The 14,988-nt window shown below is 69.9% G+C and carries 17 protein-coding genes; 4 read left to right on the forward strand and 13 right to left on the reverse strand.

The annotated features are described in order from the left end of the window. Nucleotides 1-47 precede the first annotated feature (47 nt). From ABXJ56_RS00785 to ABXJ56_RS00815, 7 genes are all read right to left on the reverse strand, one after another. Complete coding sequence (locus tag ABXJ56_RS00785) at nt 48-812, reverse strand: ABC transporter ATP-binding protein (protein ID WP_353997847.1); 765 nt, start codon at nt 810-812, stop codon at nt 48-50. Beyond that, nucleotides 809-1,654 (reverse strand): ABC transporter ATP-binding protein, encoded by an 846-nt coding sequence (locus ABXJ56_RS00790; protein WP_353997848.1) that lies wholly within the window; start codon nt 1,652-1,654, stop codon nt 809-811. Before ABXJ56_RS00790 ends, ABXJ56_RS00785 begins: the two co-directional genes overlap by 4 nt. Then, nucleotides 1,651-2,520 (reverse strand): ABC transporter permease, encoded by an 870-nt coding sequence (locus ABXJ56_RS00795; protein WP_353997849.1) that lies wholly within the window; start codon nt 2,518-2,520, stop codon nt 1,651-1,653. The genes ABXJ56_RS00790 and ABXJ56_RS00795 overlap by 4 nt, the downstream gene beginning before the upstream one ends. After that, on the reverse strand, nt 2,517-3,461 hold the full coding sequence (locus ABXJ56_RS00800) for an ABC transporter permease (protein WP_353997850.1): 945 nt from the start codon (nt 3,459-3,461) through the stop codon (nt 2,517-2,519). The genes ABXJ56_RS00795 and ABXJ56_RS00800 overlap by 4 nt, the downstream gene beginning before the upstream one ends. Before the next feature lie 29 nt (nt 3,462-3,490). Beyond that, entirely contained in the window at nt 3,491-5,020 is a 1,530-nt protein-coding gene (locus tag ABXJ56_RS00805; RefSeq protein ID WP_353997851.1) for an ABC transporter substrate-binding protein, read from the reverse strand. Nucleotides 5,021-5,061: 41 nt separating this feature from the next. After that, nucleotides 5,062-5,805 carry a DUF1684 domain-containing protein gene (locus ABXJ56_RS00810; protein ID WP_353997852.1) on the reverse strand — a complete coding sequence of 248 codons (744 nt, stop codon included), beginning with the start codon at nt 5,803-5,805 and terminating at the stop codon, nt 5,062-5,064. 82 nt (nt 5,806-5,887) lie between these two features. Continuing rightward, a complete protein-coding gene (locus tag ABXJ56_RS00815) occupies nt 5,888-6,352 on the reverse strand; it encodes a DUF3817 domain-containing protein (RefSeq protein ID WP_353997853.1) in 465 nt (154 codons plus the stop codon). Between the two features lie 78 nt (nt 6,353-6,430). Between ABXJ56_RS00815 and ABXJ56_RS00820 the strand changes: the two genes are divergently transcribed. Then, entirely contained in the window at nt 6,431-7,540 is a 1,110-nt protein-coding gene (locus ABXJ56_RS00820) for a class I SAM-dependent methyltransferase (protein WP_353997854.1), read from the forward strand. Nucleotides 7,541-7,567: 27 nt separating this feature from the next. Here ABXJ56_RS00820 and ABXJ56_RS00825 read toward each other — a convergent pair whose 3' ends face one another. From ABXJ56_RS00825 to ABXJ56_RS00835, 3 genes are all read right to left on the reverse strand, one after another. After that, on the reverse strand, nt 7,568-8,998 hold the full coding sequence (locus tag ABXJ56_RS00825) for an HNH endonuclease signature motif containing protein (protein WP_353997855.1): 1,431 nt from the start codon (nt 8,996-8,998) through the stop codon (nt 7,568-7,570). Between the two features lie 112 nt (nt 8,999-9,110). Next, complete coding sequence (locus ABXJ56_RS00830; RefSeq protein ID WP_353999936.1) at nt 9,111-9,485, reverse strand: DoxX family protein; 375 nt, start codon at nt 9,483-9,485, stop codon at nt 9,111-9,113. After that, nucleotides 9,485-9,733 carry a DUF4287 domain-containing protein gene (locus tag ABXJ56_RS00835; protein WP_353997856.1) on the reverse strand — a complete coding sequence of 83 codons (249 nt, stop codon included), beginning with the start codon at nt 9,731-9,733 and terminating at the stop codon, nt 9,485-9,487. The genes ABXJ56_RS00830 and ABXJ56_RS00835 overlap by 1 nt, the downstream gene beginning before the upstream one ends. A gap of 52 nt (nt 9,734-9,785) precedes the next feature. On the opposite strand from ABXJ56_RS00835, the gene ABXJ56_RS00840 reads away from it, so the two are divergent. Further along, nucleotides 9,786-10,748, forward strand: coding sequence for an NAD-dependent epimerase/dehydratase family protein (locus tag ABXJ56_RS00840; RefSeq protein WP_353997857.1), 963 nt, complete (start codon nt 9,786-9,788; stop codon nt 10,746-10,748). A 261-nt stretch (nt 10,749-11,009) separates the two neighbouring features. Here the strand turns inward: ABXJ56_RS00840 and ABXJ56_RS00845 are convergent, their stop codons facing one another. Continuing rightward, complete coding sequence (locus tag ABXJ56_RS00845) at nt 11,010-12,335, reverse strand: MFS transporter (RefSeq protein ID WP_353997858.1); 1,326 nt, start codon at nt 12,333-12,335, stop codon at nt 11,010-11,012. Between the two features lie 59 nt (nt 12,336-12,394). Between ABXJ56_RS00845 and ABXJ56_RS00850 the strand changes: the two genes are divergently transcribed. Together ABXJ56_RS00850 and ABXJ56_RS00855 are read left to right on the forward strand one after the other, a co-directional pair. Then, the gene (locus ABXJ56_RS00850) at nt 12,395-12,931 is read left to right on the forward strand and encodes an ArsR/SmtB family transcription factor (RefSeq protein WP_353997859.1); all 537 of its coding nucleotides are present in this window, start codon (nt 12,395-12,397) and stop codon (nt 12,929-12,931) included. Beyond that, the gene (locus ABXJ56_RS00855) at nt 12,928-13,437 is read left to right on the forward strand and encodes a DUF1990 family protein (protein ID WP_353997860.1); all 510 of its coding nucleotides are present in this window, start codon (nt 12,928-12,930) and stop codon (nt 13,435-13,437) included. Before ABXJ56_RS00850 ends, ABXJ56_RS00855 begins: the two co-directional genes overlap by 4 nt. Nucleotides 13,438-13,484: 47 nt before the next feature. Here the strand turns inward: ABXJ56_RS00855 and ABXJ56_RS00860 are convergent, their stop codons facing one another. Then, entirely contained in the window at nt 13,485-13,787 is a 303-nt protein-coding gene (locus ABXJ56_RS00860) for a hypothetical protein (protein WP_353997861.1), read from the reverse strand. Between the two features lie 196 nt (nt 13,788-13,983). Next, nucleotides 13,984-14,958, reverse strand: a complete 975-nt coding sequence (gene nrdF / locus ABXJ56_RS00865) for a class 1b ribonucleoside-diphosphate reductase subunit beta (RefSeq protein WP_353997862.1) — start codon at nt 14,956-14,958, stop codon at nt 13,984-13,986. Nucleotides 14,959-14,988 lie beyond the last annotated feature (30 nt).

Genomic DNA, 14,988 nt, shown 5'->3' on the forward strand with positions numbered 1-14,988 from the left:
ATTGTCGCATCGGCCGGGGACGCCCGGGCGCGCGGGACGGACCCTGCTCAGACCGGCAGGCGCGGCACGGCCGAGAGCAGCCTCCGCGTGTACGGATGCTGCGGGGAGGTGAGCACCGACGCGGTCTCGCCCGCCTCCACGATGCGGCCGCCCTCGAGCACGATCATCCGCCGGCACAGCGCCGCGATGATCGTGAGGTCGTGCGAGACGATGAGCAGTCCGATCCCCCGCTCGGCGACGAGGCCGCGCAGCAGCTCGATGACACGCATCCGCACCGACGTGTCGAGGGCGCTGACCGGCTCGTCGGCGAGAAGCAGGCGCGGCTCGGGTGCGAGAGCCCGGGCGATCGCGATGCGCTGCCGCTGCCCGCCGGAGAAGGCCTCCGGATGCCGCGACGCGGCGTCCGCGGGAAGATCCACCGCCGCCAGGAGCTCGGCGATCCGAGCCGCACGCGCCGACGCACCGCCGGGGACGCCGAGGGAGCGCAGAGGTTCGGCGAGCGACGCGCCGACGGTCATCCGCGGATCCAGGGAGGAGAACGGATCCTGGTAGACCGGCTGGACGGCGCGTCGGAACCGGCGCATCGTGGCGCGGTCCCGCCGCACGAGCGGGGCGCCATCGAACAGCACGTCGCCCCGGCTGGGCGCGTCGAGTCCGAGGAGCAGCCGCAGCAGGGTGGTCTTGCCGGCGCCGGACTCTCCGACGAGACCGACGGTCTCCCCCGGCGCGAGGGCGAGGTCGACCCCCTCCAGAACCGGCGATCCCCGGCGATACGAGAACGACACGTCCCGGGCCTGCAGCAGCGCGCTCACGACTGGTCTCCTCGGGATCGGTGGCGCCCGGTCTCCCCGGGGAGGAACGCGTCCAGATCCCGCGAGGCCGCCACGAGACTGCGGGTGTACTCCGCCGCCGGGGCCGTCAGCAGCTGCCGCGTCGGCGCCAGCTCGACCTGCCGGCCGTGCCGGAGCACGAGGACGCGGTCGGAGATCTCGGAGACGACCGGAAGGTCGTGACTGATGAAGATGAGCGACATCCCCCGCTCGGTGACCTCGCGCTGGAGGAGGTCGAGCACCCCGGCCTGCACCGTCACGTCCAGCGCGGTGGTCGGCTCGTCGGCGATGAGGAGGTCGGGGTCGCCGGCGAGGGCGAGGGCGATCGCGACGCGCTGGCGCTGCCCGCCGGAGATCTCGTGGATGTACGACCGCGCGATCCGCTCCGGGTTCGGCAGGGCGACGTCGGCGAGGGCATCGAGCACCGCCGTGCGCAGGCGCTCTCCGCGGAGCCCCCGATGGCGGCGGAGCGGCCACGCGATCTGGGCGCCCACTCGCATGAGCGGGTCGAGGGCCGCCAGCGGCTCCTGGAACACCGCACTGACGACACTGCCCCGGACGGCGTCCATCCGCCGGGAGCGGGCGGTCACGGCACCCACGGGTCCCTCGGGCGTCGCCAGGACGATCTCTCCCCGCGCCGTCAGGGGGTGCGCGAGCAGACCGAGGATCGCCAGCGCTGTCAGCGACTTGCCGGACCCCGATTCCCCGATGATGCCGAGGCGCTCCCCGGCGGCGACGTCGAAGGACACGTCCGTCACGAGATCGCGCGGCTCCGGTTCGGTGAGCGCGATCCCGAGATGTCGGACCTGCAGCAGCGCGGTCATCGGATGCTCCGCGTCGTCGGATCCGCGATGTCCCGCAGGCCGTCGGCCAGGAGGTTCATGCCGATGATCGTGGCCACGAGCAGGATGCCGGGGAGGATCGCCGCGGTGGGGGCGACGAGGACGGTGCTCTGCGCCTCCTGCAGCATGCGCCCCCACGAGGCGTTGGGCGGTGGAGACCCGAGCCCGAGGTAGGACAGCGACGCCTCCGCGACGACGGCTCCGCCGAACTGCAGCGCGAGCGGGACGACGAGCGTGGGCCAGACGTTGGGGAGCACGTGGAGGAAGAGGATGCGCACACTCCCGGTTCCCGAGGTGCGTGATGCGGTGATGAAGTCCTGCGCGAGGACGCGCGTGGCCGTGACCCGGGTGAGCCGGGCGATCACCGCCGATCCCGCCAGACCGATCGCCAGGGTCGCGGATTCGAGCGACGCCCCCCGCCACGCGACGATGAGCATCGCCAGCAGCAGAGTGGGAAAGGCGATCGCGATGTCGAGGAGGCTCGACAGGGCATCGTCGACCCACCGGCCCGCGGTCGCGGCGGCGAGGCCCAGCGTGATTCCGAGGAGCGCGGCGATGAGCACCGACCCGAATCCGACGAGCATCGCCAGGCGCGCCCCCACCATCAGCTGGGAGAAGAGGTCGCGTCCGAGCCGGTCGGTTCCGGCCCAGTTCTGCAGCGACGGCGGCGACAGACGCCCGCCGGTGGTGTCCTCCAGCGGGAACGGCGTCCACACCAGGGACACCAGCGCGATCACGAGGATCGCGCCGAACAGGACCGCGCCCACGAGGAGGTTCACGGACCGACGGCGCGACGAACGGCGCCCGCGCGGCGTGACGGGGGCGGCGGTCAGCTCGGTCGCGCTCATGCGGCGGCCCTCGCGCGCCGGTTGCCGGAGAGGGTGTCGCGCAGGCGCGGGTCGATGATGCGCTGGAGGATGTCGGCGGCGAAGCCGAACAGCAGCACGAGCGCGGTGGAGAAGAGGAGGATGCCCTGGATGCTCGGGAAGTCCTGCTCGCGGATCGCCACCAGCAGCATGTCGCCGAGGCCGGGGAGCGCGAAGACCCGCTCGATGACGACGGCACCGACGAATGTCGTCGAGAGCATGATCGCGAGGATCGAGATCACCGGGACCACCGCGTTGCGCACCCCGTGCCGCCAGAGCGCGGTGGCGAAGCTCTGGCCGCTCGCGCGGGCCGCGCGCATGTACTGCTGGCCGAGGATGTCGAGCGTCGCGCTGCGGACGTACCGTGCGAGGTCGCTGCCGGCCACGATGGCAATGGCCAGCACCGGGAGGGTGAGCGAGTACAGAGCCGCCCCCGGATCCTCCCAGTCCGTCCGAGGGAATCCACCCGCCGGGAAGACCCGCCATCCGAGCGAGAGGACGGAGACCAGCAGGATGCCGACCCAGAAGGCCGGGATCGCACCGCCCAGCTGCGACAGCGCGGAGAAGGTCGCCCCGTACCAGGTGCGCGACTTCCACGCGGCGAAGAAGCCCACGGGGACGGCGATGACGACCGCGAGGGCGAACGAGATGAGTGTCAGCGGCAGGGTGACGTTCAGCCGGCGGGCGATCTCGTCACCGACGTCGAGACGGTTGGTGAACGACTGGCCGAGGTCGAGCGTCGCCAGCTGCGCGAGGTAGTCGGCGAACTGCACGTAGAGCGGGCGATCCACTCCCAGGCGGGCCGCCGCCGCGGCGATGTCGGCCTCGGTGGCGCCGACGGAGATCAGCGCGAACACGGGATTGCCGAGCACGCGCAGCACGACGAACAGGATCGTCGCCGCCAGCGCGAAGGCCAGCAGCAACAATCCTGTCCGTCGGATCAGATACGCGCCTATGACGCCGCCTTCTCGATGTCGTAGACGTAGAACAGGGAGTTGAGGCCGTTCTCGGGCACCCCGCTGATGCCCGGGGCCGCGACGCGCAGCTGCGGGTTGAGGTAGAGCCAGATGCTCGCAGCATCGTCGGAGATCTGCTGGTTCGCCAGCTTCACGAGCTCCGTCTGCTCCTCGACCGTGGAGGCCGCCTCCGAGTCGGCGAGCCAGGTCTGCACGTCGGCGTTGTCGTAGCCCCAGTAGAAGTCGGGGTTGCCGTAGAAGTTGATGTCGCGGTCGTTGACGTGCCCCTGGAGCGTCGCTTCGAAATCGGTGTCGGTGTACACCTTCTGGTACCACTCGTCATCGGTGATGATGTTGATGTCGACCGTGATGCCGACCTTCGCCAGCTCCGTCTTGACGAACTCCGCCACGGTGGAGTGGACGCCGGAGTCGGGCGTGTCGATCGTGAAGGAGAAGCCGTCGGCGTAGCCGGCATCCGCCAGCAGCTCTTCGCTCAGGGCCGGGTCGTAGGGGTTGTTGTCGGCGAGGTCGAGGTACCACGGCTCCGACGGCGGCACCATCGAGCCGATGAGCTGACCGCGGCCGTCCCAGATCGCGTCGAGGAGCTGCTCGCGGTTGATCGCGGAGTAGATCGCCTTCCGGACCTGGACGTCGTCGAACGGGGCGATCCGGTCGTTGAACGCGAGGAGCTCCTTGGTCGTGGAGGTGCCTTCGATGATCTCGAAGCCCGCCGCCTCGAACTCCGCGAGGCTGTCGGGGTTCGACTGGCTGGTCACCAGATCGACCGCGTTGGTCAGCAGCGCGTTGTTCAGAGCCGTGGGGTCGGCGTAGTACTGATAGACCACGCCGCCGTTGGCGGGCGCGTCGCCCCAGTAGTCCTCGTTCACCTCGAGGGCGATCGAGTCGCCCTTGCGGTAGTCGGCGAGCGCGTAGGGGCCGCTGCCGTCGGCGCTGGAGGTGAGGTCTCCGGCAGCCGGGTTCACGATCCAGACGTATCCGAGGTTGTAGGTGAAGCTGATGGAGGGCTGGCTGAGGGTGACGGCGACGGTGCGCTCGTCGACCACCTCGACGCTGTCGATGACGCTGAGCTGACGTTTGCGCGCCGCGATCGACTCTTCGCTGACGAAGCGCTCGAGGCTGTACTTGACCGCTTCGGCGTCCACCGGGTCGCCGGAGTGGAAGGTCGCGTCGGGCTGCAGGGTGAAGGTGTACACCAGGCCGTCCTCGGACACCTCGGTCTCCGTGGCCAGGAGCGGCTCGACGGTGGCGTCGTCGGTGATCCTGAACAGACCCTCGTAGACGTTGCCGGTGAAGACCTCGGTGACGCCGGAGCTGCCGCCGAAGATCTGGTCGAGGTTCGTGGGCTCGTTCTGCGAGCCGACGATCACTTCGGCCTGCGGGTCGGCCTCCCCGGCCGCCGAGGACGGCGCGGGGGCGCCACCGGCGCAGCCGGCGAGGACGAGGGCGCCGACGGCGAGCGTGGCGGCGGAGGCGAGCAGCGGGATGCGACGATGGCGTGCGGTCACGTCAGGGTCCTTCTGTGGGGGGTGGAGGGGAAAGGGAGAAGTCAGAGGGTGAAGCCGTCGGCGTAGCGGACGCGCAGCTCTCCGGCGCGCACCGCGAACGGAAGGCGGTTCTGCAGCGGCGGGAGCGGACAGTTCATCTGATTGGAGAATCCGCACGGGGGCACGGTGGTGCGGTTGAAGTCGACCGTGATCGGGATGCTGTCTCCGGGGCGCAGCGGCGCATCCGCGCCGGGGTGGTCCAGGAACAGGAAACGTCCCGCCCCGTAGGACTCGGCGCCGTTCGTGGTGTCGCCGAAGACGAGTTGGAGCGTCGCATGGCCGTCGTGCGTGGTGTCGAAGGCGGCGAGCCGATACTCGGTACCGTCCACGGTGAAGATCAGATCGCCGGAGACGGGGAGGGTGCGGGTGGCCCCGGCGTCCTTGATGTGCTCGAACGGGACGACGCGGTCCTCGTCGACGAGCTCGAAGCGACCCTCCAGGACCCAGGCCGGGTCGTAGGGGGCGGTCACGATCTCCTCGAACGCCTGCTGTGCCGGAGAGTCCTGCCGCCAGATGCGGTACCCCTCCTGCGGGGCGCCGGTGTCGAGGTCGGTGCGGCGCAGCCGCGTGAAGACGGCATCGACGGGGTGTCCGGCGCGCGCGATGCGCTCCTCGACCGGCGGTTCACCGGCGGGAGACCAGTGGGTGAGCACCAGCGAGAGCGCGCCCGTGGGCCCGGTCACCGTCCGTCGGCGGTCGCGGGTCCACTTCTCGTGGGCCGCCTGGGTCGTCGTGTCACTCACCATCACAGGTAATCAAATGCCGCGCGACGCTCGGAAATTCCGTGTCGCCGTGTTTCTCTTCGTCGATGCGTCCGGGCACGAGTGGTCAGTCGCGCCCGCCGGGGGGACCGACGATGAGAAGCGTCACGTAGAGGCCGATGACCGCCGCGGCGATGAGCAGGGCGAGCACCCACGGGCGCGCGAGGAACCAGCGCATCAGCCGGTCGTGCCACGCGCCGTCGCGCGGGTCGTCGGTGCGCTCCAGCCGCCAGGGACCGTTCAGGCGGCCACTGCGGTGCAGCCAGATCTCGGTGGGGATCGTGGCGTAGGGGATCACGGCGCTGGCGACGGCGACGATCGTCGGCCCCGCACCCCACCGCTGGTTCTTCGCGACGAGGATCGCCGTGGCGCCGTAGGAGAGGAACACGAAGCCGTGGATGCCGCCGCCGATCGTCACGGCGATCGCGAGGTCGGCGGTGGCCCGGAGGATGAGGCCGGCGATCAGCAGGGTCCAGGAGATCGCCTCGGCGATGGCGAGGACGCGGAACAGGTTCAGGGGCGCGCGGAACACGGGTCTCCTCCACTCGGGTGCCCGTCCAGCCTATGTCGGCCGTGCACGCCGTCAGGCCGGGCGCATTAGCGTGGAGCGGTGACCTTCTCCTTCGACGCCCTGCGTCGCGCGCCCGATGTCGAGGGTCCAGGGCTCGTCGCGGCGGATGCCGCGGACCGGCTGATCCTCGACGAATCCGCCGGCGCGCGAGGCTCGGCGCAGCCGGGGGCCGTCGTGGTCATCGGTGACGCGTACGGCGCGCTCACGCTCGGCGCGGCCGATGCCGGGGCCGACGGCATCCGCGTCCATCAGGATGCTCTGAGCGGTGAGCGGGCGCTCGCGCGGAATGCGGGGAGGTCGGGCCTCACGGGGTCGTTCACGAGCCTGCCTCTGTCGCCGGAGCTGGTGCGCGACGCCGAGGTCGTCCTGTTGCGACTCCCCCGGTCGCTGGACGCCCTCGCCGATCAGGCGGGACTCATCGCCCGCTACGCGACGCCGGGGGTGCGGGTGTTCGCCGGTGGACGTCTGAAGCACATGTCGAGATCGATGAACGAGGTGCTTGGACGGCGGTTCGGCGTGGTCGAGGCGTCGCTCGCGCGGCAGAAATCGCGGGTGCTGCGGGCATCCGAGCCGCGCGCGGGCGCCGATCCCGTACCCGCGCGGGCGGAGATCGACGATCTCGTGGTCTGTGCGTTCGGGGGCGCGTTCGCCGGCGCGTCCATCGACATCGGGACGCGGCTGCTGCTCGCGCATCTTCCCGGACGGATGCCGACCGACGGCGCCGTCATCGACTTCGCGTGCGGCACGGGTGTCGTCGCCGCCGAGCTCGCGCGCAGGCATCCGGAGCTCTCGGTGATCGCCACCGACCAGTCCGCGGTGGCGGTGGCGTCCGCCCGCGCGACGGTGGAGGCGAACGGCGTGAGCGCCCGCGTCCACGTGGTGCGGGACGATCTGCTCTCGGCCCAGCCGGACGGGAGCGCCGGGATGATCGCCCTCAATCCCCCGTTCCACAGCGACGCCGCGGTGACGTCGGCGCTCGCGCCGCGCTTCTTCCGCGAGGCGCGGCGGGTGCTGCGCCCCGGCGGCGAACTATGGACGGTGTGGAACTCGCCGCTGCAGTATCGTGGCGCGCTCGAGCGCACGGTCGGCCCCACCCGTCAGGTCGCGCGCAACGCGAAGTTCACGGTGACGGTCTCGGTCGCGCGCTGAGGACATCACCGAGGGCGCCGTGCACTCTCAGAACGGCGGGTACCCGACCGCTCGCTCGGCAGCGGGTTCGGGTTCGGGTTCGGGATCGGCGATGAACATCACTCGGGGTGGCGGGTCCTCGATGTAGACCTTTCCGGAGGGGGCGGTGAATCTGAGCCGTCCGCCCGGGAGTTGCTCAACCGTCCACCCCGCCGCGTGCCTCGTGACGTGATGTCGGGTGCAGCAGGGTCCGAGGTTGTCTCCGTCGGTCTTCCCGCCGTTCGCATACTCGTGGTGGTGGTCGATCTCGGATCGCATCGCCGGTCGCCGGCATCCCGGGAACGCGCACCTGACGTACCGGGCCTGCAGAAACCGCTTCAACCCGGCGGTCGGGGTGTACCGATCCGTGGTCAACACTTCGGCGGTGACGGGGTGAAGGAACACCCGGTCGAACCCCGGAGCGTTCCCCGTCAGGATCCGCACCGTGGCCGGGTCGATGGCGCACTTCCCGTTCAGCTCCGCCCCACCCGACGTCGTCCCCGCCAGGGTGGTCGCCGGGATGCTGACCTGCACGCTCGCGCGAATGGCTGCGAGTCCACCGCCGGTGGAGTCGATCGTCGGTGCAGCGGTGAGGAGCATGTCCATGAGGACGTCGGCGCGGATCTCATTCAGCGTCCGGTCGTCGAACCACTCGCGCTCGTCGGCACCCACATCGTCGCCACCCACACTGCCGCCTGAACCGACACCGCATGTCCCTTGCTCGGCGGCCTCTCTCCGCGCCCGCAGTTCGGTGGCTTTGATCTCCCGGCCCTGCTGGGTGAGCCGGTCGTAGATCCCGTGGATCTCCGCCGCGGGACCCTCGACCCCGAGAGTCGACATCCCATCCCGATGATCCTCCATCCAGACCCGACGCGTGCACGCCGCGACATCATGCCGCTCCTGCACCGTCCGCGGGTTCAGTTTGTCGGCGACCTGCTGCGCGTACGGACGCAACCGGCCCGTCGCGGTCTTCACCGCATAATCCAGCACGTCCTTCTCATACGCCGCGCGCGCGTCCGGGTCCGGCAGATCCGCCCCGAACTCCACGATCACCTTCGTGTGCGCCTGCGACACCTTCCCCGCCCGCCACGCCTCGAACGTCGGGGCGTACTCCGTCACAAGTCGGTGGCACTCGAACAATCGGTTCTGCACCGTGCTGTCGTTCACCCGCGTGGCCGCACCGATCTCGGCCGCCATCGCCCGCAGCGGCATCTCCCGCGCCTTCACCGTCGCAGACCCCAGCAGGGCGGTCTGCTCCTGCGTGAACGCGTATGCCTCCGCCATCGCCGCGGCCTCACGCGCCTGCCCCTCTGCCACCAACCGCCGCGACTCGAGAATCTCGTCCACGAACGCCGCCGTCTTCCGCGCCACCGCATCACGACCATCGCACTCGTCCACAGGCTCCGCAGTCTCGTCCACCGGCTCCGCAGTCTCGTCCATGGCTTCCCGTCTCGATCAGTTCCAGGTGATCACAGACTAGAACGTATCTACGACATTGCGCGGCGCCCAACCGGCGTCGTCGCGAAGGTAGTCGAATCCGTCGCTGACCGCGTCAGCGCCGCGTCGACCAGAGCGCCCATGCGACGAGCACGGGCTGGAAGAACAGGCGGAAGAAGCGCTTGCGGTCGGTGTCGAGACCGAATCCGTTGCGGCGGCGCAGCCATTGCTCGATGTTGCCGGGAAAGATCGCGACGAAGAATGCAGCGAGGATCGCACCCACCCGTCTGCGTGAACCCGGCAGCACGACGAGCGAGGCTCCGAGCATCACCTCGACCACTCCCGACGCCACGACGACGCCGTCTTCGTCCATCAGCTCGCTCGCGAACTCGGGCACCTGCGCGCGGAACTCCTTCCGGGCCCAGGTGAGGTGACTGATGCCCGCGAAGACGAGCGCGGAGGCGAGCGCCCACCGGGCGGCGGTGCGGATCATGCGAGCTTCGCCTTGACGTAGGCGACGATCGCGTTCGCGTGCCCGTGGCCGAGGCCGTGCTCGGTCTTGAGCGTCTGAACCACCGCCATGTGCGACTGCGTGTCGAGTCCGTCGGCGGCGATGTCCAGCCACTCCTGGACGGGACGACCATAGGTCTTCTCGATGCTCGGGAAGTAGGACGCGGGGCCCTTGACGGTCTCGCCGGCGGCGGGTGCAGGCGGCGCAGGCACGCGATGGGTGGTCATGCTGAGAGCGTAAATGCTGGAGCAGCGGCGCGACAGCGCCGACACTGAGTCCATGCAGCGCGTTCTCGTCCTCGGCGGCACGGGGTGGGTGGGCCGGGAGACCGTCCGTCACCTACTCGACGACGGGGCCGATGTGACCTGCCTCGCCCGCGGCACCTCCGGCGACGTCCCCCACGGCGCCCGCTTCGTCCGGGCCGACCGCACCGTCGCCGGCGCCTACGACGACCTCCATGGCGAGTGGGACGAGGTCATCGAGTTCTCCTACTCCCCCGACCTGGTCGGACCTGCCCTCGGCGCGCTCGCCGATCGGGCGGCCCACTGGACGCTCGTCTCCACGATCTCGGTCTACGCGCACAACGACGAACCCGGCGCCGACGAGTCCGCCGCCCTCGTCTCCCCCGCTCACCTGGAGGAGTACCCGGACGCGAAGGTCGCCGCCGAGCTCGCGAGCCACCGACGCCTGGAGGGGCGTCTGCTCATCGCCCGCCCCGGACTGATCGTCGGCCCGGGCGACCCGAGCGACCGCTTCGGGTACTGGCCGGCACGATTCACCCGGCCCGGGCCCGCTCTCCTCCCGTCGTCCGCCGGGCGGTTCGTGCAGGTCGTCGACGTGGCCGACCTGGCCGCCTGGCTCGCCCGCGCCGCGACCGTCGGCGTCACGGGCACCGTGAACGCGGTCGGCGGCATCCACCCGATGAAGGATGCACTCGAGAGCATGGCGGACGCCGCACGTTTCGCCGGCGACCGCGTCGAAGTGGACGACGACACTCTTCTCGCCCAGGACGTGCGGTACTGGGCGGGGCCCCGGTCCCTCCCCCTGTGGCTCCCCCGCGCAGACACCGCCTTGGCACAGCGGGCCGGACGCCGGTTCCTCGAGACGGGCGGGCGCGTCCGCCCGCTCACCGAGACGATCGAACGCACCCTGGCCGACGAACGCCGCCGCGGAGTCGACCGCGAACGCCGTTCGGGACTCACCGCCGCCGAGGAACGCGCGGTGTTCGAGTCGCTTCGCTGAGCGGATGCCGCGACGACGCGGCCGCATCCGCGAAGACCCGCGCCACACCGCTCGCACGAAGCGGTGCCCTCCGGGTCTCGACGGTCCTGGGGGGCTGGACCGGCGGAATCCCGGAGGGCACCTCGACCCGTCATCTCGGCCCGGAGTCGGGTAGGCCGCCTCGACGGGTGCGCAGGCCTGGCTGCGCTGTCGTGATGCGGATCTATCGGCCACGGTAGTCGGCGAACCCGGCAGGGTCCATTCCTCCGCATGAGAGTTCCCTCAGTCTTTGATCAAGGACGCGGCTTTCGCTTCATCCGCGGCGGTCACATCGGGGAGCTCGCGCAGAGCCCAGAAGGGCCCGATCACGACGAACAGCACCGAGAGCAGCCCGCCGATCGCCCCGATCCACATCGTCGTCACCGCGCCGTACGCGGTGCCGAGAATGCCGGCGAGCAGCGCGCCGATGGGCATCACGCCCCACACGAAGAAGCGGATCGAAGCATTCATCCGACCGAGGAGCGGCTTCGGCGTGATCCTCTGACGGAATGACACCTGGACGATGTTGTAGACGAGGACGGTGAACATCCCGACCGCGGACTGGACCACGAGCACGCCGAAGGCGATCTGGGGGACGAGGGCCGCGGCCGGGAGGAACAGCCCGGCCACGGAGAATCCGATCGAGCTGATCGGAATGGCGCGGGCTTCGCCGAGCCACCGGACGAGGTGTGGTGTCGCCATCGCACCGAGAAGCCCGCCCACCGCGCCGAACGAGAAGACGACGCCCATGCTCGCCGGGCTGAGCCCGAGTTCTCGGAGGAGGAAGATCGGCAGCATCGTGTAGGTGATGACGCTGAAGAAGTTCGACACCGCGGTGGTCCCGACGATCCGGCGGAGGTAGGGGTTGGCGAACACCCAGCGCACGCCGACGCCGATCGCGCGGAGGATCGGTTCGTGCTCGTGGCGGGGCGCGACGACCTCGTCATCCCTCGTGAACAGCAGGGCGACGAGGGAAGCCACGTAGGTGCCGGCCGTGGCGAGGACGGCGAACGGCGCGGTCAGCACACCCACGAGCCAGCCGCCGAGCGCGGGGCCGGCGATCCCGGCGAGCTGGTGAGTGGCCTCGAGCTTGCCGTTGGCCTCGGGGATCGCCGTCGGACGCACGAGGGACGGCACGATCGACTGGTACGACACATCGAAGAACACGGTGGCGATGCCGATCACGAGCGCGACGATCACGAGGTGCCACATCTGAAGGACCCCCATCGCCCACAGGACCGGAATGGTCGCGAGCGCACCGACCCGGACGGCATCCGCCCAGATCATGACGTGACGCTTGCGCATGCGATCGATCCACGCGCCGGCGGGCAGACCGATGACGAGGAACGCCGCGACGCCCGCGGCGTTGAGCACGCCCACCTCCCACTCCGTCGCGCCGAGCACCAGCACCGCGAGCACGGGGAGTGCGAGCTCGGTGATCTGCGAGCCGAATTGGGCGAGGGACTGCCCGCTCCAGAACGTGAGGAAGTTGCGGTCGCGCCAGAGCCCGCCCCGCCGGGGCTGGATGGTGGTCGCGTCGGGCTCGTCGGCGCGGGAGGTCTCGGTCACGGTGGCCAGTGTGCGCGAGTGATTGAGTTTTGTCAATCGCTGCCGGGTAGTCTGGCGGCGTGACCGACGACGCCTTCGACGACGCGGATGCCGAGGCCCTCGCCCGCTCGCGCGCGCTGAGCTCCCCGCTCCGCATGCGGATCCTCCGCCTCTGCCGCTTCGAGAGCCGGACGAACAAGGAGCTCGCCGCGCTGCTCGACGTGAATCCCGGCACGATGCTCCACCACGTGCGGACGCTCACCCAGACGGGCTTCCTCGCCGCGGAGGAGCCCCGGTCCGGCACACGCGGCGCGCGGGAGATCCCCTATCGCGCGACGGGGCTGTCGTGGCGGACCCCGGTCCCCGGGGGAAGCCTCGTGCTCGTCGAGACCTTCCTGCAGCAGATCGAGGGCCTCGACCCCGACGACATCCAGTTCTCCTGGCTCGGGCTGAAACTCAACGCCGCGAACAAGGCCGAACTCGACCAGCGCGTCTACGACCTCCTCACGGAGTTCGCGGAACGCGGACCGGATGCCGACGGTGACCCATACTCCCTCGTCGTCGTGACGCACCCCGACGTGAACCCGGCGTCACAGCGGGACGAGGACGAGGAATGATCCGCGCCGGCGAACTCGGCGCCGACGCGGCCACGCGCCCCGACACTGCGCGCTGGCCGGCCGAGCCGCTCCCGGGCTTCCGCCGCGCCGAAGCCACCGCGTGGATCGGAGCCGGCGACGACGTGTGGCGCCGGACATCGCGGGATGTGCTGCGCTGGACCGTGAAGACGCGGAGCGGCTTCGCCGTCGATGACGACTCCCCCGTCCGGGCGGGGATGCGCCGGACGGTCACTGCGCGGGTGCTCGGCATCCGCATCCACGAACCGGTCCGCGTCGTGGCGGTGATCGACGCGGCGACCCGCGTCGGATTCGCCTATCGCACCCTTCCCGGCCACCCGGTGCGCGGTGAGGAGGCGTTCGTCGTGCACCGCGACGGCGACGAGGTCTTCTTCTCGGTGCGGTCGCTCACGGCGCCCGCACCGAGCGGAGGGTGGAGGTGGGCCTTCCCGCTGCTGCGGGTCGCCCAGGTCGTCGCCAGACGCCGCTACCTCCGCGCCCTCCGCTGAGTCACGTCGAGGCGTCGCGCACGGACCCGAGCCCGGGGACGCCGGGCTCACCGTCCGAGCAGCGCGAAGAGAACCACGGCGAGAAGCGTCCCCGCGGACGCCCACAGCAGCCAGCCATGCCAGGCACGCGTCCGGGGCGAAGCATCCCCCTCTGCGACCGAGGGGATACCGAGCCTGTCGCGAATCTCGTTGGCGCGCGCGAGAAGACCGGCCTGGTGCTCGTGCTGGGCCAGCGCTCCCCCCGGGACGCGCAACGCGCTCCCGATCGAGTCATGCAGTTGCTCTTGTATCTGCGCGAGCTCCGAGCTCAGACGATCCCGCTCTTCCGCCGGCAGGTTGTTCTCGGACACCTCTCAACATTCGCGCGGGACCGGAAGGCGCGCAACCCGCAATCACACACGGTCGCGGGCGGTCCCGACGGTCTGCGGCGCGGCGAGCGTGTGGACACATCAAGGGGCAGGACGCCGGAAGGCCCTCGGCGCGACTTCGTAAGGAGAAGTCGGCCGAGGGCCTCCGTCACGCAAGATCCGCGGAGTTACGCGGGAGTCAGAAGTCCCAGTCCTCGTCCTCGGTGGCCTCGGCCTTGCCGATGACGTAGGACGAACCCGACCCGCTGAAGAAGTCGTGGTTCTCGTCCGCGTTCGGCGAGAGGGCCGAGAGGATCGCCGGGTTCACGTTGGTCGTGGTCGCCGGGAACATCGCCTCGTAGCCGAGGTTCATCAGCGCCTTGTTGGCGTTGTAGTGCAGGAACTTCTTGACGTCCTCGGTCAGACCGATGCTGTCGTAGAGGTCCTGCGCGTACTGCACCTCGTTGTCGTAGAGCTCGTACAGGAGCGAGAAGGTGTAGTCCTTGATGTCCTGACGCGTGGCCTCGTCGACCTTCTCGAGCCCCTTCTGGAACTTGTACCCGACGTAGTAGCCGTGTACGGCCTCGTCGCGGATGATGAGGCGGATGAGGTCGGCGGTGTTGGTGAGCTTCGCGCGCGACGACCAGTGCATCGGCAGGTAGAAGCCCGAGTAGAACAGGAAGCTCTCCAGCAGGGTCGAGGCGACCTTGCGCTTGAGCGGCGAGTCGCCACGGTAGTACTCCATGACGATCTGCGCCTTCTTCTGCAGATTCGGGTTCTCCACCGACCAGCGGAACGCCTCGTCGATCTCCTTCGTCGAGCACAGCGTCGAGAAGATCGACGAGTAGCTCTTGGCGTGCACCGACTCCATGAAGGCGATGTTGGTGTACACCGCCTCTTCGTGCGGGGTGATCGCATCGGGGATCAGCGACACGGCGCCGACGGTGCCCTGGATGGTGTCCAGCAGCGTCAGGCCCGTGAAGACCCGCATCGTCACCAGCTGCTCTTCGGGCGTGAGCGTGTTCCACGACTGGATGTCGTTGGACAGCGGCACCTTCTCGGGCAGCCAGAAGTTGTTGACGAGGCGGTTCCAGACCTCGAGGTCCTTGTCGTCCTCGATGCGGTTCCAGTTGATGGCCTGCACGTGGTTCAGCAGTTGCAGCTTCTCAGCCATGGGGTTCTCTCTCGGTGCTCAGCGGATCTC

The sequence above is a fragment of the Microbacterium aurantiacum genome, from assembly GCF_040532595.1.
Lineage (GTDB): Bacteria > Actinomycetota > Actinomycetes > Actinomycetales > Microbacteriaceae > Microbacterium > Microbacterium chocolatum_B.